Genomic DNA, 25,564 nt, shown 5'->3' with positions numbered 1-25,564 from the left:
CCTATGCTCGCCCTTGCGATCTTCGTCGCCACCCTCGTTCTCGTCATCTGGCAGCCGAAGGGGCTGGGCATCGGCTGGTCGGCCCTTGGTGGGGCGGCGGTCGCGCTCGCGGCCGGGGTGGTCGGCTGGGCCGACGTGGGCACCGTCTGGCATATCGTGTGGGATGCCACGTTCACGTTCGTGGCGCTGATCGTCATCTCGCTGATCCTGGATGAAGCCGGGTTTTTCGCCTGGGCGGCGCTGCACGTCGCCCGCTGGGGCGGCGGCAATGGCCGCCGGCTGTTCCCGCTGATCGTGGTCCTGGGCGCGGTCATCGCGGCCTTTTTCGCCAACGATGGCGCCGCGCTGCTGCTGACGCCGATCGTGCTGGCCATCCTGTTGCGCCTAAACTTCCCGCCTGCTGGGGCGCTGGCCTTCATCGTCGCGTGCGGCTTCGTGGCCGACACCACCAGCCTGCCGCTGATCATTTCCAACCTGGTCAACATCGTCACCGCCAACTACTTCGGCGTCTCGTTCGGCCGCTACGCCGCCGTCATGGTGCCGGTCAACCTGGTCTCACTGGCCGCCACGCTCACGGTACTGTGGCTGTATTTCCGGCGCGACGTGCCCGCGTCCTATGACCTGGCCAGCCTGGAAGCCCCGCAGGCGGCCATCCGCGATCCGCAGGTGTTCCGGGCAGCCTTTCCGCTGCTCGGGCTGCTGCTGGTCGCCTACTTCGTCACCGGCCCATTGGGCGTGCCGATCGCCTTCGTGACCGGCGCGGCGGCGTTGGTTCTGGTCGCCATTGCCGGACGTTGGTTTACCGGTGGGCGGGGGGCCATCGTGTCGGTGCCCAAGGTGCTGCGTGATGCGCCCTGGCAGATCGTCCTGTTCTCGATCGGCATGTATCTGGTGGTTTACGGCCTGGGTAATGCCGGGCTGACCGATCTGGCCGCTGGGGTGCTGGTCTGGCTGGCAGGGCAGGGGTCCATGATCGCCACGGTGGGCACTGGCCTGCTGGTCGCCCTGCTGGCCTCGGTCATGAACAACATGCCGGCAACGCTCGTGGGCGCTCTCGCGATCGACCGGGCCGACGTGGCACCGCTCACGCAGGAGCTGATGGTCTATGCCAACGTCATCGGGAATGACCTCGGGCCAAAGTTCACACCGATCGGTTCGCTGGCAACCCTGCTGTGGCTGCATGTCCTGGCCGGGAAGGGTCAGCGGATCACCTGGGGCCAATACATGAAGGTTGGCCTGGTGCTGACGCCGCCGGTGCTGCTGGTCACGCTGCTGGCGCTGTGGGCGTGGCTGCCGCTCGTTTCGGCCCAATGAGCGCGCCGCGCGGCGCCTGGGCGGACATTGCCGCCCTCGGCGTAAGCCAGATCGTCGGCTACGGCACCCTCTATTACAGCTTCGGCACTCTGGCGCCCGCCATGGCGCACGACGTGGGCTGGCCGGTCGAATGGGTGTTTGGCGCCCTGTCGGCCGCGCTGCTGGCCGGGGGGCTGGTCGCGCCCTGGACCGGGCGCTGGCTCGACCGTTTCGGCGCCGGTCGCGTCATGGCGGTGGGATCGCTGGCCGCCGCAACGGCGTTGGTGGCGGCAGCTCTGGCTCCGGCAGCTCCGGCGTTCGTGCTGGCGCTGGTCGCCATCGAGGTCGCCTCGACCTTTGTGCAGTATGGGGCGGCCTTTCCGCTGCTGGTCCAGAGGCACCCGGCCACGGCCCAGCGCAGCATCCTGTACCTGACCCTGATCGCCGGGTTCGCCTCGACCCTGTTCTGGCCGCTGACCACATGGCTGCATGCGGCGCTGTCGTGGCAGGCGGTCTATCTGGTGTTTGCCGCACTGAACCTGGTGATCTGCCTGCCGATCCACCTGTGGCTGGCAAGGCGGCCCAAAACGATGCCGTTAACACCCGACGCGGCGAAACCGCTGGCGCCGCCTGTACCTGTGAAGGGGCTTATCCCGCCGGCACTGCGGGGGCGGGCGTTCCTGCTGATGGGCCTAGGCTTTGCCTGTCAGAGCCTGGTGGTGTCCTCGGTCCTGATCCACATGCTGCCGATCCTGACCGCGTTGGGTCTCGGGCTCGCAGGCGTGATGGTCAGTGCCGTATTCGGTCCCGCCCAGGTCGCCGGACGGTTCACACTGATGGTGTTCGGCCGCGATCTGTCGCCGCTGGCGCTGGCCGTGATCTCGGCCGCGCTGCTGCCGGCATCGCTGGTGCTGCTGGCCGCCACGGCCCCGTCGACCGCCGGGGCCGCCGTGTTCGCGGCCCTGTTTGGCCTCGGCAATGGGCTTTACAGCATTGTTGGGGGCACGCTGCCGCTCGCTCTGTTCGGCGCCGATGGCTACGGCGCGCTGCAAGGGCGGGTGACTTCGATCCGGCTGGTGGTCGGCTCAATTGCGCCGTTCGCGTTCGCTCTGGCGGCGGACGGGTTGGGCACGCAGGGCGGCCTGCTGATCGCTGCGTTCGTCGGCTGCGGGGCCATCGTGGCGTTCGCCACGGTCGGCCTGCTGACCGGCCCGCGGGTCGTTCTGCGCGAAGCAAACGACGGGCCGCCATGAGCGGCCCAGGATCGTTCAGTATTCGCTGGCGAGCATGACGGTCAGTACCCGGCTGGTGACCGACGGATCGGCGGCGTCGGGCGAGTGCATCTCGCGCGCCAGGTCGTAATAGTCGATCTTCCAGAAGTAGCGCGTGCCGCACAGCTCGAAGCTGCCGAAATCGTGCTCCTCGTGAGGGTCGTTGTCGGGAGTGAAGGCGTCGAACTCACGGACCCGGAACATCACCGCCAGCTGGGTGAGGTTGTCGAGGGCGCTGACCCCAGCGGTGATGATGATCATGTCGGGTTTCGCAGGCTGGAACGGGATCGACTGGCGCAGGGCGTCGTTGAGCGCCCGGATCCGGGCGGTACTCATTGGCCTGCCTCCCCGGCCTCGTCGCCATGGCTGTCGTCACGACCGCTATTCCAGTACTTGAAACTTTCCGAGCCTTCGGCCTCGAACTGGGCGTCGGCGATCTTGATCGCCGCTTCCAGGCTCTCAGCCTCGATCACGGCGCTGTAGACAAACCATTCGTGGATGAACACGCGGTAGGATTTGCGGATGGCCACGCTAGCGGCCCTCCGTGTCGCTCTGCGGCTTGGCCTTGCGGACGGCGAGGCGGCCGGTGAGGGGCAGGGCGGTCAGTTGGATATTGAACCCGTCACCATCGTTGTGCGCCCAGGCGCTGCCGACCTTGGTCCAGAAGGCGCTGGGGCCGTCACCCTCGATCACGTAGACGGCGTGGCTTGGCCGGGTGTTGCTCTTGGGGTTTGTCATTGGGCGGTCTCCCTTTGGTTGTTCCGGCGCGACCATCGCGACCGGTTCGGGAGGGCCAGGGGACGGTATGAGGAGGCGTCAGCCGCCGGTGGTCAGGCGGCCACACGGGAGCGCCAGCGAAGGAGCGGGCCGCCGCTTGACCGGCGCCGAACCCGTCGCATCACCACCCGACACCAGGTCGCGGGGGCTGCCGGCACAGTGGGAGACAACCGACACACCCCACAGCAGGCCGAGACGGGCCTGTGGTTGCGTTTGAGCGGAATGACGGCCGAAGCCTCAGGCCAGGGCTATCAGCTGCACCAGCGCGGCGTGGAAGGGCTGGGTCAGATCCACCGGGACCGCTTGCGCGAGCGGCAACGCCACCACGGGCGTCAGGCCGCGCTTTTCGACCGGAAGGGCCAGCAGGTCCGCCAGCCGGACCCAGTACGCGCGGTCGCCTCCGTAGGGCGGCAGACAGGCGAAGATTACGGTGAGGTGGAACAGGCGGGCGAAGGTTTCGAGCCGGCGCACCTCGTCGAGATCGAACAGGAAGGTGCCGTTGAACAGCTCCTTGGATTTCACGTCGAAGGCCACCAGGCCGACGCCGGGGAGACCGACCAGGTAATCCGGCCGCTTGATCTGGCCTCTGAGGGGCGCCGGCACCGTCACAGGTGATTGCTCGACGTACAGATGGGGCACCACCGATGCGTCCAGCCAGTCTCGGAAGCTCCGCTCGGCAGCGAAGCCGCGTTGCGTCAGCTGGGGGTCAATGCGGGACATGCCAGCTTATGACGGACGGCACAAACGGATGGAAACCAGATCGTCTGCGTCGATCAAAGGCGGCTATGAAGCCGAACGGGCGAGCCGCCGGTCATCCGAGATCGGCGGGACGGAACTTTAAAGCAACGCTCGCCGCGGCGGCTGAGAGCAGCGCGCAGGCGGTCATGGTTCCGAGCATCGGCAGCGCGGTGCCGTCTGCGGCTGCAGCCACCACGAAGCTTGCCAGAGCGCCCGCCGCGAAACCCGCCGTTCCCAGGATCGCGGAGGCGGAGCCTGCGGCCGCGCCGTGGGCATGCAGGGCCATGACCGTGCCGACAGGCACCAGAATACCCATTGAGAACAAGACCATGGCGACGCCGAGGATCAGCACCAGCATGCCACCGAGGTCGAGCAGACCAACGACAAGAAGCGCAGACGTCAGAACGGCATTCGCGCCGACGCAGTAGCCGAGCAGGCGCGCGGCTCCGAACCGGTCCATGAACGGACCGGACAACTGTGCCGAACCGGACCACATGACGGCCGAAAATCCGAAGACCATGCTGAATTGCAGCGGGGTCAGTTCATAGATCGTCATGAAGACGAACGGTGCCCCCGAAACGTATGCGAAGAACGTGGCCTGGGCTAAGCCGATCATCAAAGCGGCGCAGATGAAGCTTCGGTCTCGTAGAAGCAAGCCGTAGCCCCGCAGGGTGGCCATTCCCGAGACGCGGCTAGCCACTGGGAGCGTTTCCGGGACCTGCGTGACGACGAGCGCGAGCGCGACCACACCTGCGGCGGTCAGGAACCAGAAGATCGATGTCCATCCGTAGACCTCGACGAGAGCCGTGCCCGCCAGCGGCGAGATCAGGGGCCCGATCGAGATGACGAGGACCATGAGCGACATCATTCGCGCGGCGGTCGACCCGGTGTAGCGGTCCCTGATCAGCGCTCGCGGTACGGCCATGGCGGCGCAGGCCCCGATCCCCTGTAGGAACCGCCATACGATCAGTGCCTCGGCGGCGGCGGCCAGGCTTGCCCCGATCGACGAGACGATGAAGAGCAGCAGCCCCGCGTAGAGCGCCGGCTTTCTCCCGAACCGGTCGGAGACCGGACCGAAGATGTTTTGTCCGACGGCGAGGGCCGCCAGATAGCTCGTCAGGCTGAGTTGGATCGTGGCGCTGGTCGTACCCAGCGCCTTGGCCATTTCGGGAAAGGCGGGCACGTACATGTTCATCGCGAGAGGACCCGCGAGCGACACCAGTCCCAGTATCAGCGCCTCCTTTCTGAACGACGTGGGACTTTCGCCATGCGCGTTGGCTTGGGATGTCATCTCGGATGATTTCATATGGAATGGGTAGGGTGGCGACCGCGCGTGTTCGACTATCGTTGCAGGAACGGCAGCTGCCCGATGTAGTCCATCTTTCCGATCCGGACGCCCTTGTGCCGCAGGATGTCATAGGCCGTGACCGTGTGGAAGTAGAAGTTCGGGACGCCGTGCTGGTAGAAGTAGTCCTTTCCCAGAAAGGCGCCGGACCAGCCTGGAGGCGCCACGATCCGCTCTTCCCAGCCGGCGAAGTCGCTTTCCTCGATCGATGCGACATACGCGACCGTTTTTTCGATCAGGGTCTTGAGCTCCGGGATCGTCGTCTCGGTGTCCTCGTAGACCGGGATCGGTTTGCCGCTCAGGACCGAGGCTGCGAGTCTCGCCGTGTCACAGGCCATCTGAACCTGGCTCGTGAGCGGCCGCATGTCGGGTGCCAGACGGGCGTTCAGCAGCGCGTCCGGCGCCAGGTTGTTCGCCGCAGCGTGCTGCTGCGCCTTGTCCAGAAGCCGGGAGAGGGTGCGGAGCATCTTGGTGAATTGCGTGATCTGCGCGTACATCGCGAGGGTCTTTCGTTAGGTTGCCGCCTGGGCGGTGATCTCGAGCGAGCGCACGCGCTGGCCGAAGTCGAAGACGTCGGTGACGATCATCAGCTCGTCGGCCTTGGTGTCGGCGACGAGCTGGTCGAGCCCTGCGCGGACCGTCTCGGCGCTGCCCACCACGCTGCAGCTCAGCATCTGCTCGGTTTGCGCCTTCTCCCGCGGCGTCCAGTAGGCCTCGATGTCGTCCACGGGCGGCTTGAGCAGGCTCGGCATGCCCCGGAACATGTCGGCGAAGGTCATCTGCTGGGAGGTCGCCAGCACGCGGGCCTCGGCGTCCGTGTCTGCGGCGATCACGTTGACCCCGATCATCGCGTAGGGCTGCTGCAGCTGCTCCGAGGGCTGGAAATTGGCGCGGTAGACGTCCAGCGCCTGATACAGCGCCTGCGGGGAAAACTGGGAGCCGAAGGCGTAGGGCAGGCCAAGCGCGGCGGCGAGATGTGCCCCGAACAGACTGGATCCCAGGATCCACAACGGCACGTTGGTTCCTGAGCCTGGGACCGCCTCGATCCGCTGCCCTTCGCCCTTGGGGGCGAGAAACGCCTGCAGCTCCTGGACGTCCTGGGGGAAGTTGTCCGCGTTGCCGGGATCCCGCCGCAGCGCCCGCAAGGCCATCTGGTCGGTGCCGGGGGCGCGCCCGAGTCCCAGATCGATACGGCCGGGAAAGAGCGTTTCCAGCGTGCCGAACTGTTCCGCGATGACGTACGGAGCGTGGTTGGGCAGCATGACGCCACCAGCGCCGACGCGGATCGTCGTGGTACCGCCCGCGATATGCGCCACCACGACCGACGTCGCCGCCGTGGTGACCGCCGGCGAGTTGTGATGCTCGGCGACCCAGATACGTTGAAAACCCAGCCGCTCGGCATGCTGGGCGAGCGCACGGGCATCATCCAACGCCGTGCGGCGATCGGATCCCTGGTGCACGCGTCCCAGTTCCAGAACGGACAGGGGTATCATCGTGCGGGGACCCCCTCGATGACGACCTTGCCGACATGGTTGCCGCTTTTGAGGCGCTGATAGGCGGCCTCGTAGTCCGCGAACGGGAAAACCTGATCGAGGACGGGGTGCATCTCGTGCAGGGCCATGGCGCGCAACAGCGCCTCGAAGGTCGCTCGCGATCCGATCGACGTGCCGGCGACGTGGAGCGACTTGGCAAGAATGTCGATCGGCGGCAGACCGCCGCCGAAGCCGCTGGTGAACCCGACCAGCGAGATGTCGCCCCCGTTCCGGGTCGCGGCGGCCGACTGCACGATGGTCTTCTCGCCGGCGATGTCGATGGTCTTGTCGACGCCGCGTCCATCCGTGAGCGTCAGGATCTCCTGGTCCCAGGCGGGATGGGACCGGTAGTTAACGACCGCCGCGGCGCCCAGCGCCTTGAGCCGTTCAGCCTTCTCGTCCGACGAGGTGATCGCATAGACCTTCGCGCCGAACATCTTGGCGACCTGCAGCGAGAACAGCGCCACGCCGCCGGTGCCCTGCACCAGCACCGTCTCGCCTGCCTGCAGGGGCGACGACAGGTTCAGACCGGTCCAGGCCGTGACGGCGGCACAGGGCAGGGACGCCGCCTCCGCGTAGGAGATGTAGTCCGGCAGATGCACGATGGCGTTCTCGTGCAGCAGAATGGTCTCGGCCAGCCATCCGTCGGTCGTCATGCCCAGACTGTCGGCATGATACTCCGGACGGTTGGGGCCGCCGATCCAGTGCTGGCAGCAGGATGCCGACACCCGGTCGCCGACCTTCGCGCGACTGACGCTGCGACCGATCGCGATCACTTCACCGGCCCCGTCCGACAAAGGCACGCCATTGGGCTTGGTTGGACCGCCATACGCGCCGTCGAGGATCGCCTGGTCGCGGAAGTTCAGGGACGCCGCGTGAACCCTGACCACGACCTCGTGCGGGCCAGGGTTCGGCATCGCCTCGTCATGCAACGCGAGGCCTGGCTTGTCCCCGGACGTCCACCGCACAGTCTTCATCGTCTCAGTCTTCCTTTTGATCGGCATGGCGGTGTCGTTCCCGCAACCAACAGGATCGTTGGCCGAGCGCGCGTCTCACCGAATATTTGCGTGAACCAAAAATTAGCGGTAGCTATTAATCAGCGCAAGAACACACCTTCTGGTGTGGTACACACCAAAAGGTAAGTTAGATGAAAAGAGATTGGCGAAACGGGAATCCCGAACAGCAGCTGTTCTGGGCGACGGCGACCTGCGAAACCCTGCGGGTGCTGGAAGGGAAGTGGAAGATCGTCATCATCGTCCAGCTCTTCGCAGCCAAGGCACCGGTGCGCTTCTCGGAGCTGGAAAAGAGGGTCGTGGGCGTGAACCAGAAGATGCTGATCCAGCAATTGAAGGAGCTGGAAAAGGACGGGATCGTGGCGCGGACGGTCTATCCGCAGGTCCCGCCGAAGGTGGAATATGCGCTGACCGAGCTGGGTCGCGCGCTCGGACCCTCCATCGAGTCGCTGATCAACTGGGCCTTCCTCAAGTGCGAGATGAGCGGGGGAACGCCGCAGCAGGTGGATGCCGCCACCGGGGCCGTTGTGGGACGGCAGCTTTCACCTCCAACGGAAACGCTCGAACCCCGGCCGAAGTGAGAACCGGGGCAATCGGCAAGCCGGCTTGGGAGATTTCCCCCCAAACCAGTTCTTGCCTGCATGCCGACCATGGGCATCGAACCGAGCGCAGGCTCTCTTCGCAGGGGAAAGGAGTCGGCGCTCAGGCCAGGTGCGATCGCACCTGGTCGATCAAGCTGCGGTCCCGAGAACCTTCGCGCTGAGCGCGTCGGCGCGGTAAATCGCGGCCGTGCCGCCTATATCATCGTTGGTTGTGATGAAGATTTCACCGGTGTCGGGATGCACCGCGAGACTGGTGGTCCCGAGAAACCCTCCCTGCTTCCGTTCCGGGATCAAGACCTGCGCGATCGGGACACCGCGCCAATCGAACACCAGCAGGCGCCCTTCGGTATAAAGCGCGACGTAAACGTTGCCATTCGCGTCCGTGCGCAGCGAGTCCACCTTCGCGCCCGTGAACCTGTACGCGATCGTCAATCCATAGTCGGCGATCGTCGTCGGTCCGGCGAGTTCGATCCGGTGAAGCAGCCCGCGTCCGGTCTCGGTGGCCCACAAGATCTTTTCATCCGGGCTGAGCCCGATCCCGTTGGGCAGGGACAGGTTCGGAAGGATCGGCGTGATCGTCTTCAAATCCGGGGCGACATAGTAAACCCCGCCCGTGGGGTTGGCGTTGTTGCCCTGCATGTCGGTGAAGTAGAAGCCACCATGCTGGTCGTAGACGAGGTCGTCCGGGACGTGGCCGACCTGGGGATCGATGATGATCTGCTTGTCCGAGCCGTCCGGCTTGATCGCGAACACCGTGCCGCCGCTGTGAATGGTCGTGAAACCGGCGACAACAATGCGACCGTCCCCATCGAAATCGAGGCCCGCGGCTCCGGCGGTGTTTTCAGTCAGAACGGCGGTCAATTCACGGTCCGGGGAAAGCCGCAGGACACGCCCGGTCATGCAATCAACGAAAATCAGGTTGCCCTGCTTATCAAACCTCGGCCCTTCGAGAATAACCCGATCCTTGACCCCGCCGAGGGGCGCCAGGTCCTTCGTGACCGTGAACCATGTTTCAGCGACGATCGTGGGAAGGCTCTTTTCCCATATCGGTATATTGGGCTCGCGACCTGTAAGCATTATTACCCTCATCTCCACTATTGGTTCGTTTGAAACCGAAATTAGCGGTTGCTAGTCGACACAGCAAGAACCCACCTTTTAGTGTTATACATACCAAAAGGTAAGTTATGCGGCGCAAGACTGGCTTGAGGGGGATTTTGAGCAGCAGTTTTTCTAGCACAGGCGGTTTGGGAGACCCTGCAGCTTTGGTCAGGACCGGTCGGACCGAAGCCCGCTACGAGGCGCAGGGAGGACCGGTCTGGTCCAGCCAAGGCCGAACGCGCATGCCCCGCACCTTCGGCGCGTCGAAGCGGCCGCAGACATGATGCGCAGCGGCAGAACATCTGACGATCAATGTCATGTATGTCAGGTCATGCAACGATCGGCTGATCGCAAGTATGTTTACGATATTTCATTACGTGTTTACTATTGCGGCTATGTCGTATGTCAATCTTGAGTCCGGTATCATCCATGTGGAATGGGATGTAACAGGCCCGAACACCGTGCCATTCTTGGCAACCCTGCGTGAGATGGATGCCCGGGACGATATCGAGACCATCACCGTACATGTATCATCGACCGGTGGCGCCAACGCGGCGACGCTTTCGATTTGTCAGGCCATGCGGACCTGCCGGAAAACCGTGCGGACGATCGGGACCGGCTACATCGCCAGCGCGGCGGTTTATATCCTGGCGGCAGGCACGCCGGGACATCGCAGCATTGTCGAGGGGTCCATGCTGATCCTGCATGGCGCCGGCGTCCCGACACGGGCGGCCAATGTTGAGAACATGTCGCTCAAGGAGCTGCGCACGTACACCCGAGAAATGGAGGCCCGCCTGACGTGCCTGGCTGAGGAGGTTGCACGCCTCACCGGTCAGACCGTCGATTTCTGGAAGGCGAAAATAGAGGATGGCTCCGACTGGTTCCCAAGTCCGGACGAAGCCATCACCCTTGGTTTGGCCGATCACATCATCAGGCGGTGATATCAACACCCCCGCAGCCATCAACGGTTGCGAATCACGTCTACGGCAGGACCGGCCGGACCGAAGCCCGCCACGAGGCGCAGGGAGGACCGGTCCGGGTCCAGCTCGGCCCGAACGCAATGCCACGTACGTCCGGCGCTGTCCGGACCAGCGTTGCGGCCCGTCCGCCGCGCCCTTCGCTATGGGGGCTCCGGTTGCGTCGGACATGATCGGGCGGAGGGTCCGAGGGAGGCGGCCGCCTCCCTGTGGCCGGCAGGCCAAGACCGGCGAAGGCGCCAGCCAGCCGTCACTTCTCCGGGGTTACCCGGGAAGTGACGGCGGCGGCCGTACGCGGGAACGTCCCATCGGCTGGGCGCCATACTCGGCCAGAACCCTCAGCAAACGGTGAACAACGAAGCCACCGGCGCCGCTGTCAGCGGCGGCTAAGCTCACGTGTCATGTGAGTGATGCCCGGGTGTTTCCCAACACGCGGGACCGACCCCGGATGAGGACATCAGCCCTGACAGGCGCCCCCGTTTCCCAAGGAGAGAACACAGCCATGAGGCATCAGAACCGCACCGGCACAGTCCGGATCCCGACCAACCGCACGGCCCCACGGGCACGGCAGAGGTAGCCCACGAGAGGCACGCGACCACGAGAACCGCACCCACGACCACGCGCAGAGACCGTAATGACAGGACGGCCGCGCAAGGATCGCGCGGAGTCCGATTGCAGGCGAGGCAGGCGATCAAAAGGGGCTCATGACCCCCGGTAGACCGGCTCCTGCGTCCAGAAGGACGCGCCGACGCTCCCTGAGGGGACCCCGGCAGGCCATCAACACTTACCAGTTTCAACCCAACGAAAGACCCCGGCGTGGACGCCCTCGCCTTCAGCCTGAAAACCATGTGTCAGCACAACGCTGACGGGTCGCGTATGACCCAGGCGCAACGCGCACGGGGGCTGGGCCTGCTAGCCGAGGAGCTGCGCCGCTACGGCTTCCGGCTGCCGGACGCCCAATCGCTCAAGCCTAAGCACGTCAACCGCCTGGTCCGCGAATGGCAGGCGGCTGGTCTCGAACCCGGCACCATCAAAAACCGGCTGGCCTGGCTCCGGTGGTGGGCCATGAAGGTCAACAAGCCGGGACTGATCCCGCGCGAAAGCGCTGATCTCGGCGTTGCCACCAAAACCACCTTCAAGGGCGACCGGGCGAACGTGATCGCGCTCGACGCCTGGAAGGCCGTACCGGATCCACGCATGCAGCTGGCGATCCGCCTGCAGCGGGCGTTCGGTCTGCGGGTCGAGGAAAGCTGCAAATTCATCGTCAGCGAAGCGGACAAGGGCGGCTTTCTGGCGCTTCGTCCCAGCTGGACCAAGGGCGGCCGGTTTCGCACCATACCGGTCGTGACCGCCAGCCAGCGGGCGCTGCTCGAGGAGGTCCGCCGCGTCTGCGGCGAGGGCTCCCTGATCCCCGACCACCTCGATTTCATCCAGTTCCGCAAGCGGCTCGATCACGCCAGCCTCAAGGCCGGCATCGCCAACAAGCACAGTCTCAGGCATTGGTACGCCCAATGGCGCTACCGCACGCTGTCGGGCGGCGTGCTGGCGCCGGCGGCCGGGGGACCCTGCCATGACGGACTTTCGGCGGCTGAGCGCGACCGCCTCGACGCGGTCCGCATGGCGGTCAGTGCCGAACTTGGTCATGGCCGCCTCGACGTCACCGACGCTTATCTGGGCGGGCGCTGGGCCGGAAAGGCCAAGCGATGAAGTCGCCCAAACAGCCCATGAAGGCCATTCTGGCAGCCGCCACACAGGAAGCCCTGGAAGGCATGGCCGAGACGCTGTTTGCCGCGCTCGCGGTCAAGCAGGCGCTGACGACGGCTGCGGGTCGCGGCCTGCACGAGTGGACGCTGGCGGCGCCTGGTCCGGTCAACCTGCGTCACACCCAGGCCGCGATCAGACTGATGGCCTGGCTCGACAACGAGCAACTGGATTACGACTGGCAGCCGCGTGTGATCCCGGCGACCACGCCAGGCACCGGCGGCACGGCGCACGATCTGCTGATCCGCTGGGATGGCGGACGCCTGAGCGTGGACCGGTCCTGACGCGCATCTAGCGCCTGGATCGCTCCGACCATGCCCGGTCGTCATCCGGCGTGCGGTCGCGCTCATTGGGCGCACGCAGGTCCTGATCGGCGGTCGACGGACGCTCACTTTGCTGGCTTTGCCGGACGGCCGCCCGGATATCAGCCGGTGACAGGGTGTCCTGCGTCGATGGCGCCGTCCGATCCCGGTCCTGACCGGCAGCGTCGGATGCGCGTACGAGGCGGTCAACTGTGCGCTCTTCTGCTTGCGTACGTGTCGGTGCATCGTGCGCCCGTTCACGACCTGGCTCACGCGCTTCGTGCAGGGCGATTTTGCGGATGACGTGGTCGCGGTCCTCAATGCAATCCCGGTACACCCACACGAACGCGTCCGGCGCCATCTGGCCCCGGATCAAGGCGTTCTCGTAGCTCACCATCCGGTTGTCGATGCGGTCTAGGCCTTCGCGCAACGCCTCCAACAGGGCATCATCCGGTGTCATGGGCTCGCGCATGCGAACCTCCTTGGCTAGTTGACGGGCGCCCGCCGGCGGTTGATTTCCGCCTGCCAGCGCAAGGTGTCGATGAGCAGATCCCGCAGCCTCTCGCTGGCTGCCACATCGCCTTCCGCCAGCTTCAACCATTCTGCGGCTTCCGCACAGGCGGTTCGATCCAGCTCCGGCTCGTTGCGGCAACGGTCGCACCAACCCTGCCACCGCGCAACATTGGCACGCAGGCCGACCAGCTCGGTCTCCACGTCCAGCAGCTCTTTCTGCATGGCCGCCACCTCCTCGTCAGTGAAGCAGGTTTTGGCGTGGAAATGCAGGTCGAGGTCGAGGTCGTTCACCCCGAAAATCTAAAACGGTATCTGAATACCGGCAACTGTTTCCTGCGGTCGCCGGACCGCTCAGGCGCGCGGCCGGTCCTCCCGCTCGTCATCCGGGTTCGGTGGCGCGCGTTCGGGATCGTCCCATGCCGTTCTCGCCACGATCCGGTCCTCCTCGGGATGGGTCCGGGGCGCCTTTACGGCGGCCCGGATCTGATCCAGCGACAGACGCTCACCGGGACTGGGCAACCGGTATCCGTACGCATGAGCGGCTGGCACCGGGACCGCATTGATACGGTCTAGCTCGGCCCGGGCGGCCTCGCGCTCCACGCCGTCCGGCAACTTGTCCGCTGGCAAGTCGCGGACCGGACGCTGCTGATCCGCAAGCATCCTGTCCTCGGCCTCGTCCCGCTCCGACGGGGAGATCGGATTGCCATCGGGGTCCGGCACCGGGTCGCCTGCGGGGATCCCATTGGGCGCGGTACTGGGCGATCCATATCCCGCTTCGGCGGCATACGACCGGTCCAGCGCGTCCCATTCCTCCTGCTGCACACTGCGCTCGTACGCCTCAAGCGTGCGCTGATCGGCGCGCGTGGGCGTATAGCGCGGCTCACCACTGTAGAATTCGATCCCCAGCGCGTTTTGGCGCGCGCGGGTGTAGTCCTCATGATCCATGACCCGCCGCTGCATGGCCAGATAGGCCGCCGCTGCGTCCCGCTTCAAAATCCCCGCGTCGACCAGCGTATCGACCAGCTGGTCCATGAGGGCCTGCATTTCGAGCTTCAGCTCGCCGAATTCAGCCCGCAGCTTGTCGGTCTGCCGGCCCAGGGCGGCGTCGATCTCATAGGCGTGCAGGCGGTCATCCAGCCGCGTGATCATGTCCGTCAGCATGCTTTGCGTACGCATCATGGCGGCGGTCTCCCGGTTGTCGCGACGTTCCTCGGCATTGGGACCCCGGTGCTGACCAGGCTGCTCCTGCAAATCCCGGACGGCATGGCTGCGGGCGTCGATGGGCGACAGGCCAGCGCTCGCCAGGGACGCATTGGCGATGCGTTCCCACTGCGCCCGCGCCTGGTTGACGAACGTGTCCGTGTCCATCCAGCGGAGCTTGGGACCGAACCCATCCGGGGTGATTTCACGGGTCGTCAGCATTAGGTGGGCATGCGGATTATGGCCGCGCCCGTCCTCGTGAATGGCCAGGTCCACCACCAGACCCTTCGACACGTACGCATCGGCGATTTCGCGGGTGATCCGCAGCCAGGTGTCACGCGTCAGCTCGCGCGGCAGCGCAAACTCGATCTCCTTGGCCAGGCGCGCGTCTTTGCGCTTCTCGGCGGCCTCGGCGCCATTCCAGAGGCTGGCACGCGTACGCATCCAGGCCGGCGCCCCCTCGGGCACCCGGATCTCGGCATGCACGACGTCCCGTCGGCCGCCGAATTTGGTCTCTTTTTCCTCGGCTTCGTTCCAGAGGCTTTCCCCGGCCCGGTACGCCGCCGCCGCCAGCGCCGAGCGCGGGCGCGCACCGTCCCTGCCCCGGCCACCCCGGCTGATGTTCTTCACATGCAGATGGAAGATGGCCACGGCCTCTCCTCGGCACGAATGGGGTCCAGGGTCTCCCTGGCGCACCGCCGCTTTCGCCAGATCTGGCCACAGATCTGTGGCGAAAGCGAGCGCGCATTGGCGAACGCGTACGCGTCGGAAGAATTTCCGGCCAATGCGTAAGTGCGCTGTTAGATCAGTCTTTTCAGACCGCCACCTCCCCTTGCGGAAGATCCCCCGATCAGCAACCTTGACGCGACGGAGCCGTGGGGGCGGACAGTGGGATACAATCCGAAGAAGTGGGCACCCGATCTGGGTGACATTTTCAAAAACAGCGGTCCGATGGTGCCGAAGGATCTCGACCGGACGCTGATCGACGGCGTCAAGGTGGCGGGCGGCCTTCTGCTGCGTTGGAAGGCCAATCAGGCCTACAAGGACGCCCTCCCCGTCTACGGCGCGGAAGTGGCCGAGCAGGTCCACAAGGCGGTGCTCAACCGCCGTGACCCCGGGCCGATCTTCGAGCGTGCCGACCGGCTGGCCCGCGAGCGGGCCGAGCGTGAGCGCCTGCTGGCTTCCCCGCCCCCGCTGCATGGTTCCGCCAGCTTTACGCCGGTGGCCGATCTCGCGCCGATGATCCGTGGCCGGGAGGGTCTAGACCATCCCACCTCGCTGATCCTGGGGACGGTCCGGGACCAGGGCCGCGATCTCGGGCAGCTGCATTGGGACGGCCGCGGCGGCCACCTGCTGACGGTTGCTTCGACCCGTACCGGCAAGGGCCATTCGGCGATCATTCCCAACCTGCTGCGCTATCAGGGCAGCTGCATCGTGCTCGACCCGAAGGGCGAGCTTTATGCCCTGACGTCGAAGCACCGCCGCACCTTTGGCAAGGTCTACCGGCTGGCGCCCCTCGACGATGGGTCCAACCCCGACACCGCCGACTGGCTGCGGCACGGGTTTAACCCCCTCACCCGGATCACGTCCGAGATCGAGGCGCGCACGTTCGCGCAGGCGATCATGCCGAAGGACCCGAAGTCGCCGGAGTTCTTCAACGACGATGCCGTGGCGTTTCTGACCGGCCTGATCCTGTATGTCGTGCAGCGCTTCGACCATCCGCAGCTGCGCTCCATGGTCGCCGTGCTCGAGTTATTGGGCGGCACGCCGCAGGAGTTTCACGACGACACGCTGGTACCGATGTCCCAATGGGCCGACCCCACGGTCCGGGCCGCGGCTGAAGCGGTGCTGAGCAAGTCGGGCCGCAATGCGCGCGACCCACTGAGTGGCTTTGCCGTCCTGCGGGAAACCCTGGCGACTGAACTGGCGATTTGGCGCGCACCCAGCGTGCAGACCATGCTGGCGGGCAGCGACGTCGATTTCACGACGCTGAAGGACGAGGTGGCCACCGTCTACATCGACGTGCCGTTCCACCAGATGGGCCCGTACGCCCCAGTGCTTCAGGTGATCCTGCAGAACGCCCTGGATGCCATGGTCGCCAACCGGCGCATCCCTGAGCGGCACGTGCTGTTCCTGCTCGATGAGTTTCTGGCGATCGGCGGCTTTCCGACGTACCGGGCCGCCATCAACTCGCACGGCGGCGCGGGTGTGCGGTTCTGGTTCTTCATCCAGAATTTCAGCGGCATTCAGGAAAACTACCCCGGCACCGCCTGGCGCACGTTCTTCGACACCGCGGTCCGGCAGTTTTTCGGGATCAACGAATCCTTGTCACAGCAGGAGCTGTCCCGCGAGCTGAGCAACCGGACGGTGGCTTACCGCTCGACCAGCGAAAGCGGCAGCCTGGGCGCGCCGATCGGCTGGGATCAGGGCCAGGGCAACTACGGATCTTCGACCACCGAGTCCATCCAGTTCACCGGACGGCCGCTGCGCACGCCGGAGGAAGTCGCCCGCGACCTGGCGCCCTGGAAGGGCGAGGATCACCGGGGCGGCTACGTCCGCATCAGCGAGCACAACGTGTGGGCCGACGTCGAGATGTACGGCTACCAGCACCCGAGCTGGGGCGGGTTTTTTACGGCGCGGACCGGGGCGCTGCGGCAATCGGACGTCTGAGGGCGACGGCACGCAAAACACAGAGGGGGCAGGCATGGCAGATCAGAATCCTCCCGTCGTCCAATACGACGGATTGCAGAAGGGCACCTTCGGGACCTGGCTGGGCCTGGTGATTGGGAGCTGGGTCGCCTTGATCTGGGCCGGCATGGTGTCGCTGCCCATGGCTGGCGTTGGTTTTGGTGTCTTGGGCTTTGGGCTCGTCGGCGGCTGGCTGCTGGTGCCGCTCTGGGGCAGCGTCTGGGGTCGTGTCGGTCTCAGCCGGTCCTTCGGCTCGGCCCAATCGGCCAGCTGGCTAACGCTGCGACCGTCCGACGATCCGCTGACGCAGGAAGTTTACGCGGTTGCTGACCGGCTGGGGATGCCGGCGCGGCCGTTGGTCGGCGTGATGGATGCCTGCAACGCCTATGCGATGGGGTCGCGGCCGGACAAGTCGCTGGTGGTGATCGGCCAGCCGCTGATCGACAGCCTCTCACGCGACGAACTGCGTGCGATCATCGGCCATGAACTCGGCCACATCGCCAACAACGACATGCGGCGGATGGTCTATGCCCGCTCGTTCCAGAACGCTTTGACCTGGTATCTGGGCTTTTCGTACCACTTGCAGCATGGCGCCCGCTGGCTGCTGTCCTGGGCGTCCGAGCTTTATGTGCTGCGGCTCTCGCGGTCTCGCGAGTATTGGGCGGACGCCATCGGGGCGGCGGTGACGAGCCCGGCGGCGATGATTTCCGCGCTCGAGAAGATCCACAACGTGGACACCTTCACCGATTACGAAAAGCGCAACCTGCGCGTGATGTTTCGCGGGCGGGCCGGCACGTCCATGCTGTCCACGCACCCGACCCTCGAGCAGCGTTGCGCGGCGCTGAATAGCGGGTCGCACATTGGTCTGCTCCCGCTGCTGGCAGGCGCGATGGTGACGCAGGACATCGAAGCCCCGCCGCTCCTGTCGGATGAGACCCCGGACGGGCTTGTACCTCCTGCGCCTGTTGAGCGGCAGCTGGAACCGGGCATCCGGCTGGACAGCTGAACGGACGTCCCGCGCGGCAAACCGATTTTGGCAAAACAGCGCGGAACGAAGTACGGCATTTTGGCAGCTATAGGGGCCGGACATTCTGGCCTCTCCCCCCGCAAAAGCAGGACCCCGCCAAACGTAATAGGAGGCCCGTGGAAGCGTTTTCAGCTGCGGTATGGTCAATGAGGCGTTACGGGATGGAAAACGCGCTCATGGGCTGCCTGTGGCCATCCTGTCGTGCTCCGCTTATGGACCTACTGCCCAGGGACCGGAGCCAAGTGCTTCGGCCCCCTCCCCTTTTCAATCTTCCATCAAAAAAATTGATCGCGCACGCGCTTTTTCTGAAATTCTGAATAGGGTTTCTGAGAGAGCTTTCTGTGAGACGTTTCTGAATCCTTTCTGTTCTATATAGAGGGCGCGACCAACTCTGCGTGGAAAGCGCGACCAACTCTGCGTGCGGGCGCGACCAACTCTGCGTGGAAACGGCACGGGGCGCGACCAACTCTGCGTGGATGCGCGACCAACTCTGCGTGGCTGATTTTTAACCCCATGATTCCGTTCTGAAAGTTCCGGCCAGGGGCGCGACCAACTCTGCGTAGCGAAAACCGGCATCGAGCGGCATGCCCGGCCGAAAACGGGCGCGACCAATTCAGCGCGGCTATGCCACTGCAAAACCTAGGTTTTCCTAGATTTTCTCAGGCTTTCTTGGTGACGAGGGTGCGTTTGGGGATCGCCAGCGCGGTGCTGTCGGCGGCGTCCATTTCCAGGCCGCGGGCAGTGAGCTTCACCGGCAGCTTGGGGAACAGCTCTTTGATGCTGGCCAGATCCTCGACCAGGTGCGCACGGAAGTCACGGTCGCGGGCAAAGCCCTCGCCGAACTGCTCCTTGAGCGGTTTCCAGTCGAGAATGAAATGGTCGTTCAGCCGCGTGATCCGGAAGGTGATCCAGAACAGCAGGTCCAGCCGGCGTGCCGATCCGGAAAATGCCTTGAGCGCGCGTTTGTCGATCGGCAGCGCGTGCTTCTGCAGCTCCTCGAAATACCGGTGCGAGAACTCGATCTTGGACGGCCACAGGCTGCGCTGGGCCGGATCTTCGCCAAACCACAGCTCAACCTTCTCGAGCGGCTTGACGTCCACCATGGCGGACCGGCTGCCGTCCCAGGCACTAAATTCCATGCGGCAGGCGGCCAGGGCGCGCAACTGTTCCTTGAACGGCGCCAGCGAACCGCGTTCCCCGCCCGTGACCGTGAAACCCATGTCGTGCATGAAGCCGGTCAGGGTGTCGGCGGTTTCGACCACAGGGCTGTTGTTGCGCAGAGCCTCGGTTGACAGGTGCGCCATGATCAGGCGCGCTTTCGGCCCCCAGGGGATCGGCTGGTGAATGCGGTTCCCATTGGGGTCCATCAGCCAACCGGCCGAGACCACCACCGACATTCGACCCTGGCGACGCTCGAACTCGCGCCGCTCGGTCGGGAGGCGACGGTAAGGCAGGCCGCAGATGGCCAGCGGCGTCGGCAGGAACCGGAGATTGTCGGGTGACGGACCTTCGGTCTCGATCACTTCCCGGATGATCGTGCGGCGGCGCGCTTCGCGCGGCAGCGCTGCCAGAGCCGTCCTCTTGGCCTCGGCTTCGGCCGCGAGCTTGTCGCGATCGGCCTGCATGCCCTCGATGTTCCGGACCTGAATCTCGCGGTAGCGCGCGCTGTAGGTCTGAGCCTCAGCGAGCTTTTCGAGCAGATCGGGATCGCGGACGTTTGGCGGGTTCACAGGCAGAGTTTTACGTTGATTCGGCCGGCATAGGAATTCGACTGCCCGTTTGGGTAGCAGAAAACCGGCGCAGCGAGTTTGCGAGAGATTGTGTGGGCGTATCGCCGTAAAAGCGTATCACCGTGCACACGGCAATACGGCTTTACGCGGCAGGGAATTCCTTTTCAAAGACCCGGCGCAGCACGTCCGACATCTTCTCGCCGCGCATGGCGCAGGCAACCTTGATGCGCTGGTGCAGCTCGGCATCGACGTCGAGGGTGAAGCGCACCATTTTGCGCGGGGCTTCCTTGGCAGCCTCAGCCTGCGGCTCGTCGGCCTTGGGCGTATCCGGGACCACGTGAAGGGCCCTGCCCTCGCTTTCGGCGCCCTGGGCGATCCACTCATCGGCGGTCGCCGGTGGCGTGCTGCTGATACGACTGAACGCGACCTTCTTGCTCATGCCGCCTTCCTTTCCGGTTTGTTGAACTTGATCACGCTCTCGGCCAGCGCCTTGATCTCTCGGGCGGCCTCGCTGGTCGGTGCCGCCTCCACCACGCTCAGGCCCTGGACGGCGCTTTCGGCGTAGACCACGCGCTGGCAGACCTGGCTGTCAAGCACGGGGAACGCCGCTTCGGTGAAGGCATCCACCACATCACGCCCAATCGCCGTATTTGCGATTTTGCGGTTAATCGCAAAAGCGGCTTTCAGGCTTGGCTTGAACTGCTGCGCCTCGCGGATCAGCTGCACGGTGTCCTCGGTCGCCCAGATATCGAAAGGCGACGGCTGCACCGGCATCAGGATCACGTCGCTCGCCATGATCGCAGCGCGGCCCAAGTCGGTGACCCGCGGGGCCCCGTCGATCACCACCACGTCATAGTCCTTGGCCAGCTCGGGCAGCTCACGTCTGATCGATGGCTTGGCCATGCCGACCACCGGGAACAGCGGCTTCACGTCCTCGGCGCGGGCGCTCGACCAGCGCAGGCTGCTGCCCTGCGGGTCGGCATCGACCAGCAGGACGCGATATCCGGACGTGGCATAGGCTGCCGCGAGATTGAGGCTGAGGGTCGTTTTGCCGACCCCGCCCTTCTGGTTGAGCACGCCGATGATCATGGCTGGCCTTTCTTACGGTTCTGCGGTGCGCCGTAAATGCGGCGATCATGGTTTTACGGTGATACGGCTTTAAGGTGCCGGCAATCCCTTGCGCCAATATGAACGAAAGCCCTGCGGCAGCGCCGCCACAGCGAATTTGAGCCAAATACGGCGTTACGGCGCGCCGTGGATACGGCAAGAAGCTACCGGAACAGAACATGAATGCCTGCGTTTTTGGCCAACGATAGTTCTACCGGTACGGGTGCGTTTCCTCCCATGAAGATCTTCATCAGCTCCCTGATCGGCGGGTTCGAGCCATTCCGTGCGGCGGCGCGTGAAGCCGTTGTTCAACTCGGCCACGAGCCGGTTATGGCCGAGGATTTTCCGCCGCAGCCCAATTCGCCACAGGTGGCCTGTCTAGCAGGCTTGAGGCAGGCCGCCTTGGTGCTTCTGGTGATGGGGGAACGCTACGGCTACGCTGGGCGGTCAGGCATCTCACCCACCCATGAGGAATACCGCGAGGCGCGCGGCCGTATTCCGGTGGCGGCCTTTGTCCAGCAGGGCGTGACGCCCGAGCCTGAACAGAAGGCATTCATTGACGAGGTGCAGGGGTGGGAAGGGGGCCTGTTCCGGGGCGCCTTCAAGACCCCGGACGAACTGCGCGCTCTGGTGACGCGAGCCATCCATGAGTGGCAGTTGGCCAATGCCGCCAGGCCGATGGACGAAGCCGAGTTGCAGGCCCGCGCGCTGGCCCAGCTGCCTGTCAAACGCAACGGCTACAGCAGTTATCACCGCGGGCAGGGCAAACCCCTGGTGGTGTCGTTGGCCTTCGGTCCCAGACAGACCATTCTGCGGCCAGCTGAGGTCGAAAACCCGGAGCTGATCGACAACCTTACGCAAGAAAGCCTGTTCGGCCGCGCTCGCATCTTCGATCGCAAACGCGGGACGGAACACGCCCTCGAGGGTGATGCGCTTGTGCTGACACAAGGGGATGGCTTCGCCCGCTTTCGCGTGTCGCCGACCGGCGACATGCTGTTCCATCTACCGTTGGCCGAAGGTCCGCACGGTATGGTCGTCATTGAAGAAAACGTGCGCACAACGCTTGCCGGCGCCATGGCCTTCGCGGTGCAGGTGCTTGAGCGTATCGACAGCACCCAGCGGCTGACACACCTAGTTCCAGCGGTTACCCTGGCTGAGACCGAACACGTGGTCTGGCGTACGCAGGCTGAGCAGGATCAAAGCCCCAATAGCTACCCCATGGGCCTGGGAGGCTATGGGCAGGATAAAGTGCCGGCGATCCTGTCCCCGGCGGCCAAGCCGCGGGCGGCTTTGAGCTTGGATCAGGGACATATGGTCGATGACCTTGTGGTGACGCTGCGCCGGATATGGAAAGACCGCGGCTGACCGGAACGCCGCAAATGCGGTCCGCCGTATCGCCGTATCGCCGTAGATACGGCGAGCAAGAATATAGGCACAAGCAGCCCCCACCGTCCACGCGATGAGGATCTACTTCTGGCGTAGGGTCTTTTTGATCAGGTCACGCCGTTGTTCCGATGTAAGGGAACGCCCGCGGGCTGCCTTAACGGCCGTGCGCATGCGCGGCGTCAGGGACATTCCCTCGACAGCACTGATCATTTCACCCATGACCTGAGGCAGCACGAAGCAGCCGCTTTTAGCTCGATGCCTGATGATGTGGTGCGGGCTCGAGATGGGATTTTTCACGTCTGGAACTTATCATAGGCCGCACGAACGACCAACGAAAAGCGGACGCCTACGGCATAAGAGCAGGCCCGAAGGCCTGATCGTATGGTTTCATGCGTTCCCGCTATCCCAGCCAAGTGCTTCAAGCTCTTCAGCTTCAGATTTGAGCTGGACCAAATGCTTCTGTGTTGAGGCGAGCAGCCGATCGCGCATGTCGCTGGGCGGCGCTTTGGTTAGTGTATCCGCCAACTCTTCGCCTCTCTGGATCATTTGCATCGTCTGATCGAAGATGTCGCGGTGGTAGTCACGCTCATCGGTCATGAGTTGGTCCCTTATGATCGCGTATCGGAAGCTCGTGCCGATATGCTGTAGTTATGGGACGTCCGCGTAGCTGCCAAGACGAAGGCTATGTCGATCAGGTATAATTTGCGGGATCCAGCGATTTTAGAATGCTGCGCTAAATGGTTGGAAGGGTAGGGATAGCTTGGGCGTCCAGCTGAAGCGCCTTGCTGCCAGGCACCGGCACAAGGATGGGTACGCCGGGGTAAATGGCGGCCCAGGTGGACGTGGCCTGAGTCCAGGCAGCAGCCGAGGGGGACAGCCAGCCGGTGATGCTCGTGAGATTGCCGTAGAGCTGGGCGAGGGGAAGGTGGATAATTGGCTCGTAATGGGCAATGCGGTTGCGAAGGCTTCGCAGTGCGTCGAGCTGACCATGAAGGGCAGGGCGCTGGATGCCTCGAGCCTGAAAGACAGGACGGAGGCCATGCCATAGGTGCTGGGACTGGCGGCTGTAGAGCCCGATCCAGAAGCCCAAGTTAAGCTCTGCCACCAGCTGGGCATGGGTGCCCGCCTTGCGCTGCCGGTTGAGGGTGTCCCTAGCCTTCTGCACCTGGCCTATTCCATAGGGTGTCATTAGGGCTTGGTCATCCAGCCAGTCGGGGCCATGGTCCGCGACCATCTTCCTGTCGGTGACGTTGCGCAGGGCCACTTCGAACATATGCAGGGGGCCATAAAGGGCGGCGCTGAGCTGAACATTGAAGGTGTAGAGGCGCCGGGCCAGTACGTCGTCGCCCTGGGCCCACTGCTGGTAGGTGTGGAACCGGTCGGAGGAGAGGGCATCAACGAAGGTGGGCACTATGTCAGGTTTCACTTGCTTTTTGGTGGGGCCTGTCCCCATATAGCATGTGTAAGCCCCGGATGGTCCCTGCTCTGCATACCTCCGGGGCATGTTTGTTTCTACACCCCCCTTTCAGCCTTTCCCGTCATAGGCACCTTCCTAGGTGAGGTCATGGTTATGCTCCCATGGGAACACAGAACCATGGTTCCAGGGATCTGAGGGGTCATCGTCCGGGTAGGTGGTCCTATTCCCAACGGGGGGCATCTGGGTCCGCTACATCGGCGGTCAATGCCTCGGCAATGATCTCGTCCCAGATAGCGCCCGTGATGGGCAGTGGTGCTGCGGTGATCGAAGCGGAGGGCAGGGTATAGCCAGCCTGCGGCTTCTTACCCTGGGACGGCCATATCAGAGGTTGGCGCTTCTGACGTGCTAGCTCGTCAATGCCCAACAGTGAGGCTGCATCCTTCGCGTCTCGGCGGTTTTTGATATCGCGGTACTCGCCCAGGAAGGCCCCAACCAGCCGGGCCATCTTCGCATCAATCCGTGCAAACAGGGCCTCGTCGTTACAGAACCGATAGTGTTTGCCCCAGCCTCGGATGATGCTGTCAGTCCGGTTCAGAGTTGCAACCAAGGAATGTTTCCGGGCAATAGGCCCTCCGGGTTTGGTCTCCCGCATGCCCTTTGCGCTCTCATTGAAACGCTTCTGGACGTTCAGCTCGAGCTTGGAGATGGCCTTTTTAGACGGGCGGAGCAGGCCGTTATTGAACTCGATCCCTAGCCAGTCGAACTGATCGGACACACGCAGGGGCTCGGTTGTCGATTTCTCCTCGGACAGCGTCATGCCGAACTTGGCCAAGATGCCGATTGCCAGCTTCATGCGAGCTTTTGCAGCCGCAGCGGACGGCGCCAGAATGATGAAATCATCGATGTAGCGAATGCAGACGCAATCGCCTTCGTTCATCTGCCGGTCGAAATCGTGCAGCAGGATATTGCCCAACAGGGGTGACAGGGAGTTGCCTTGCGCCACGCCGATGGACTCGATCGGGAAGGCTTGCGCCTTCTCCTTCAGCTCGGCCATGTTCGACAACTCGAGTTTGATGGCGTCAGCGAACAGCGCCATGAACTCCGGATCGCCTGTGACCGTCGCAATGATCTCGGTCACGTGCGGTTTGGGGATCTTCGTGAAGAAGGCCCGGATATCGGCAAAAGCCACATGGGTGGCACCGTTGCCGATCGCGGTCAGCACCGCCTGGACCGCTGCAGGCACTGCTGCCAAACCATCCTTCTGCTTCTGAATGCCACCAAAGCTGTGAGGATTATGGAAGTACGGCTTTAGACCGGAAACCGTATCCAGCGCTTCGAGCACGGCACGCTGGACGATGCGTGAGCGTAGAGACGCCAGCACCAAGGGGCGAAATTTAGCGCTTTTGGTGCCATCCGCGTTCTTTTTGGCGACCGGAATGCCCTTGGCTTCAGGAAATCGGAAGCTGCCGGCGGACAGCTGACCGCTCAGCTGATTGATGTTCTTTTGGGGATCGGCCGCAAACTTATCGACCTCCTCGCGCACATCGAGCGAGGTGGATGTCTGGGCATTTTCTTGAATGACACGCCACGCTTTATGCAGAGTCGCCTTGCTCTGCACGCGCTTCATAAGTGGCGATGGCGATTTCAAATGTCCTTAGGGTCCTGTTTGTAAGCCCACCCGTCCGACAGGCGCTGACCACTGCAGAGGTACGTTGCCGCCCATTCTGCGCAGCGGAGACCGTGACCTGCGCCACCGCCTCGCCGCCGCACTCCACCTCGAACGCGCT

General features: G+C 64.2%; 28 protein-coding genes. 9 read left to right on the top strand and 19 right to left on the bottom strand.

The features are described 5' to 3' along the window. The first annotated feature begins 3 nt into the window (after positions 1–3). Complete coding sequence (locus BM175_RS20075) at positions 4–1,314, top strand: arsenic transporter (protein WP_090966282.1); 1,311 nt, start codon at positions 4–6, stop codon at positions 1,312–1,314. Continuing rightward, positions 1,311–2,546, top strand: coding sequence for an arsenite efflux MFS transporter ArsK (arsK, locus tag BM175_RS20070; protein ID WP_090966280.1), 1,236 nt, complete (start codon positions 1,311–1,313; stop codon positions 2,544–2,546). Before BM175_RS20075 ends, arsK begins: the two co-directional genes overlap by 4 nt. 15 nt (positions 2,547–2,561) lie before the next feature. On the opposite strand, the gene BM175_RS20065 is transcribed toward arsK, so the two are convergent. The 8 genes from BM175_RS20065 to BM175_RS20030 form a co-directional block, all read right to left on the bottom strand. Continuing rightward, entirely contained in the window at positions 2,562–2,900 is a 339-nt protein-coding gene (locus BM175_RS20065) for a DUF3768 domain-containing protein (RefSeq protein WP_090966278.1), read from the bottom strand. Further along, positions 2,897–3,094, bottom strand: coding sequence for a hypothetical protein (locus tag BM175_RS20060; protein ID WP_090966276.1), 198 nt, complete (start codon positions 3,092–3,094; stop codon positions 2,897–2,899). Before BM175_RS20060 ends, BM175_RS20065 begins: the two co-directional genes overlap by 4 nt. Position 3,095: 1 nt before the next feature. Next, complete coding sequence (locus BM175_RS20055) at positions 3,096–3,302, bottom strand: hypothetical protein (protein WP_090966274.1); 207 nt, start codon at positions 3,300–3,302, stop codon at positions 3,096–3,098. Positions 3,303–3,578: 276 nt separating this feature from the next. Then, a complete protein-coding gene (locus BM175_RS20050; RefSeq protein WP_139224720.1) occupies positions 3,579–4,061 on the bottom strand; it encodes a hypothetical protein in 483 nt (160 codons plus the stop codon). Between the two features lie 91 nt (positions 4,062–4,152). Continuing rightward, positions 4,153–5,370 carry a multidrug effflux MFS transporter gene (locus BM175_RS20045; protein WP_175526938.1) on the bottom strand — a complete coding sequence of 406 codons (1,218 nt, stop codon included), beginning with the start codon at positions 5,368–5,370 and terminating at the stop codon, positions 4,153–4,155. A gap of 50 nt (positions 5,371–5,420) precedes the next feature. Continuing rightward, on the bottom strand, positions 5,421–5,921 hold the full coding sequence (locus BM175_RS20040; protein WP_090966268.1) for a DUF1993 domain-containing protein: 501 nt from the start codon (positions 5,919–5,921) through the stop codon (positions 5,421–5,423). Positions 5,922–5,936: 15 nt separating this feature from the next. Then, positions 5,937–6,917 (bottom strand): LLM class flavin-dependent oxidoreductase, encoded by a 981-nt coding sequence (locus tag BM175_RS20035; RefSeq protein ID WP_090966265.1) that lies wholly within the window; start codon positions 6,915–6,917, stop codon positions 5,937–5,939. Beyond that, entirely contained in the window at positions 6,914–7,933 is a 1,020-nt protein-coding gene (locus tag BM175_RS20030; RefSeq protein ID WP_090966304.1) for a zinc-dependent alcohol dehydrogenase family protein, read from the bottom strand. The genes BM175_RS20035 and BM175_RS20030 overlap by 4 nt, the downstream gene beginning before the upstream one ends. Positions 7,934–8,103: 170 nt before the next feature. Between BM175_RS20030 and BM175_RS20025 the strand changes: the two genes are divergently transcribed. Next, positions 8,104–8,550 carry a winged helix-turn-helix transcriptional regulator gene (locus BM175_RS20025; RefSeq protein ID WP_090966263.1) on the top strand — a complete coding sequence of 149 codons (447 nt, stop codon included), beginning with the start codon at positions 8,104–8,106 and terminating at the stop codon, positions 8,548–8,550. Positions 8,551–8,700: 150 nt separating this feature from the next. Here BM175_RS20025 and BM175_RS20020 read toward each other — a convergent pair whose 3' ends face one another. Further along, on the bottom strand, positions 8,701–9,648 hold the full coding sequence (locus BM175_RS20020) for an SMP-30/gluconolactonase/LRE family protein (RefSeq protein WP_175526937.1): 948 nt from the start codon (positions 9,646–9,648) through the stop codon (positions 8,701–8,703). 338 nt (positions 9,649–9,986) lie between these two features. Between BM175_RS20020 and BM175_RS20015 the strand changes: the two genes are divergently transcribed. The 3 genes from BM175_RS20015 to BM175_RS20005 all read left to right on the top strand — a co-directional run bounded on the left by BM175_RS20015 (position 9,987) and on the right by BM175_RS20005 (position 12,691). Continuing rightward, positions 9,987–10,610, top strand: coding sequence for an ATP-dependent Clp protease proteolytic subunit (locus tag BM175_RS20015; protein WP_090966260.1), 624 nt, complete (start codon positions 9,987–9,989; stop codon positions 10,608–10,610). Positions 10,611–11,462: 852 nt separating this feature from the next. After that, positions 11,463–12,353, top strand: coding sequence for a phage integrase N-terminal domain-containing protein (locus tag BM175_RS20010; protein WP_090966258.1), 891 nt, complete (start codon positions 11,463–11,465; stop codon positions 12,351–12,353). Continuing rightward, positions 12,350–12,691 (top strand): hypothetical protein, encoded by a 342-nt coding sequence (locus BM175_RS20005; RefSeq protein WP_090966256.1) that lies wholly within the window; start codon positions 12,350–12,352, stop codon positions 12,689–12,691. Before BM175_RS20010 ends, BM175_RS20005 begins: the two co-directional genes overlap by 4 nt. Positions 12,692–12,698: 7 nt before the next feature. Here BM175_RS20005 and BM175_RS20000 read toward each other — a convergent pair whose 3' ends face one another. Genes BM175_RS20000 through BM175_RS19990 form a run of 3 tightly spaced genes read right to left on the bottom strand, consistent with a single transcriptional unit; the run spans position 12,699 to position 15,073 of the window. After that, positions 12,699–13,181 (bottom strand): hypothetical protein, encoded by a 483-nt coding sequence (locus tag BM175_RS20000; protein ID WP_090966253.1) that lies wholly within the window; start codon positions 13,179–13,181, stop codon positions 12,699–12,701. 14 nt (positions 13,182–13,195) lie between these two features. Beyond that, entirely contained in the window at positions 13,196–13,513 is a 318-nt protein-coding gene (locus BM175_RS19995) for a hypothetical protein (RefSeq protein WP_090966251.1), read from the bottom strand. Positions 13,514–13,573: 60 nt separating this feature from the next. Continuing rightward, entirely contained in the window at positions 13,574–15,073 is a 1,500-nt protein-coding gene (locus tag BM175_RS19990) for a MobA/MobL family protein (RefSeq protein ID WP_090966249.1), read from the bottom strand. 303 nt (positions 15,074–15,376) lie between these two features. Between BM175_RS19990 and BM175_RS19985 the strand changes: the two genes are divergently transcribed. Both BM175_RS19985 and BM175_RS19980 read left to right on the top strand, forming a co-directional pair. Further along, a complete protein-coding gene (locus tag BM175_RS19985) occupies positions 15,377–17,092 on the top strand; it encodes a type IV secretory system conjugative DNA transfer family protein (protein ID WP_175526936.1) in 1,716 nt (571 codons plus the stop codon). Positions 17,093–17,126: 34 nt separating this feature from the next. Next, positions 17,127–18,116, top strand: coding sequence for a M48 family metalloprotease (locus tag BM175_RS19980; RefSeq protein WP_090966245.1), 990 nt, complete (start codon positions 17,127–17,129; stop codon positions 18,114–18,116). A gap of 680 nt (positions 18,117–18,796) precedes the next feature. On the opposite strand, the gene BM175_RS19975 is transcribed toward BM175_RS19980, so the two are convergent. From BM175_RS19975 to parA, 3 genes are all read right to left on the bottom strand, one after another. Next, positions 18,797–19,867, bottom strand: coding sequence for a replication protein RepA (locus BM175_RS19975; protein ID WP_090966243.1), 1,071 nt, complete (start codon positions 19,865–19,867; stop codon positions 18,797–18,799). 142 nt (positions 19,868–20,009) lie between these two features. Beyond that, positions 20,010–20,306, bottom strand: coding sequence for a hypothetical protein (locus BM175_RS19970; protein WP_090966241.1), 297 nt, complete (start codon positions 20,304–20,306; stop codon positions 20,010–20,012). Further along, a complete protein-coding gene (parA, locus tag BM175_RS19965; protein ID WP_090966239.1) occupies positions 20,303–20,956 on the bottom strand; it encodes a ParA family partition ATPase in 654 nt (217 codons plus the stop codon). The genes BM175_RS19970 and parA overlap by 4 nt, the downstream gene beginning before the upstream one ends. A 255-nt stretch (positions 20,957–21,211) precedes the next feature. Here parA and BM175_RS19960 point away from each other — a divergent pair, with 255 nt between their 5' ends. Continuing rightward, positions 21,212–22,339 (top strand): DUF4062 domain-containing protein, encoded by a 1,128-nt coding sequence (locus BM175_RS19960; RefSeq protein ID WP_090966238.1) that lies wholly within the window; start codon positions 21,212–21,214, stop codon positions 22,337–22,339. A 408-nt stretch (positions 22,340–22,747) separates the two neighbouring features. Here the strand turns inward: BM175_RS19960 and BM175_RS19955 are convergent, their stop codons facing one another. The 4 genes from BM175_RS19955 to BM175_RS23005 form a co-directional block, all read right to left on the bottom strand. Beyond that, positions 22,748–22,957 carry a hypothetical protein gene (locus BM175_RS19955; protein ID WP_090966236.1) on the bottom strand — a complete coding sequence of 70 codons (210 nt, stop codon included), beginning with the start codon at positions 22,955–22,957 and terminating at the stop codon, positions 22,748–22,750. A 136-nt stretch (positions 22,958–23,093) separates the two neighbouring features. Then, positions 23,094–23,771, bottom strand: a complete 678-nt coding sequence (locus BM175_RS19950) for an Abi family protein (protein WP_090966302.1) — start codon at positions 23,769–23,771, stop codon at positions 23,094–23,096. Between the two features lie 226 nt (positions 23,772–23,997). Beyond that, positions 23,998–25,404, bottom strand: coding sequence for a reverse transcriptase domain-containing protein (locus tag BM175_RS19945; protein ID WP_090966234.1), 1,407 nt, complete (start codon positions 25,402–25,404; stop codon positions 23,998–24,000). Beyond that, on the bottom strand, positions 25,370–25,564 hold a 195-nt coding region (locus BM175_RS23005), incomplete at its 5' end, for a hypothetical protein (RefSeq protein ID WP_210185811.1). The genes BM175_RS19945 and BM175_RS23005, both read right to left, overlap by 35 nt.

Source organism: Aureimonas phyllosphaerae (genome assembly GCF_900113065.1).
GTDB classification, from domain to species: Bacteria; Pseudomonadota; Alphaproteobacteria; order Rhizobiales; family Rhizobiaceae; genus Aureimonas; species Aureimonas phyllosphaerae.
This window is presented reverse-complemented; position numbering and strand designations above follow the sequence as displayed.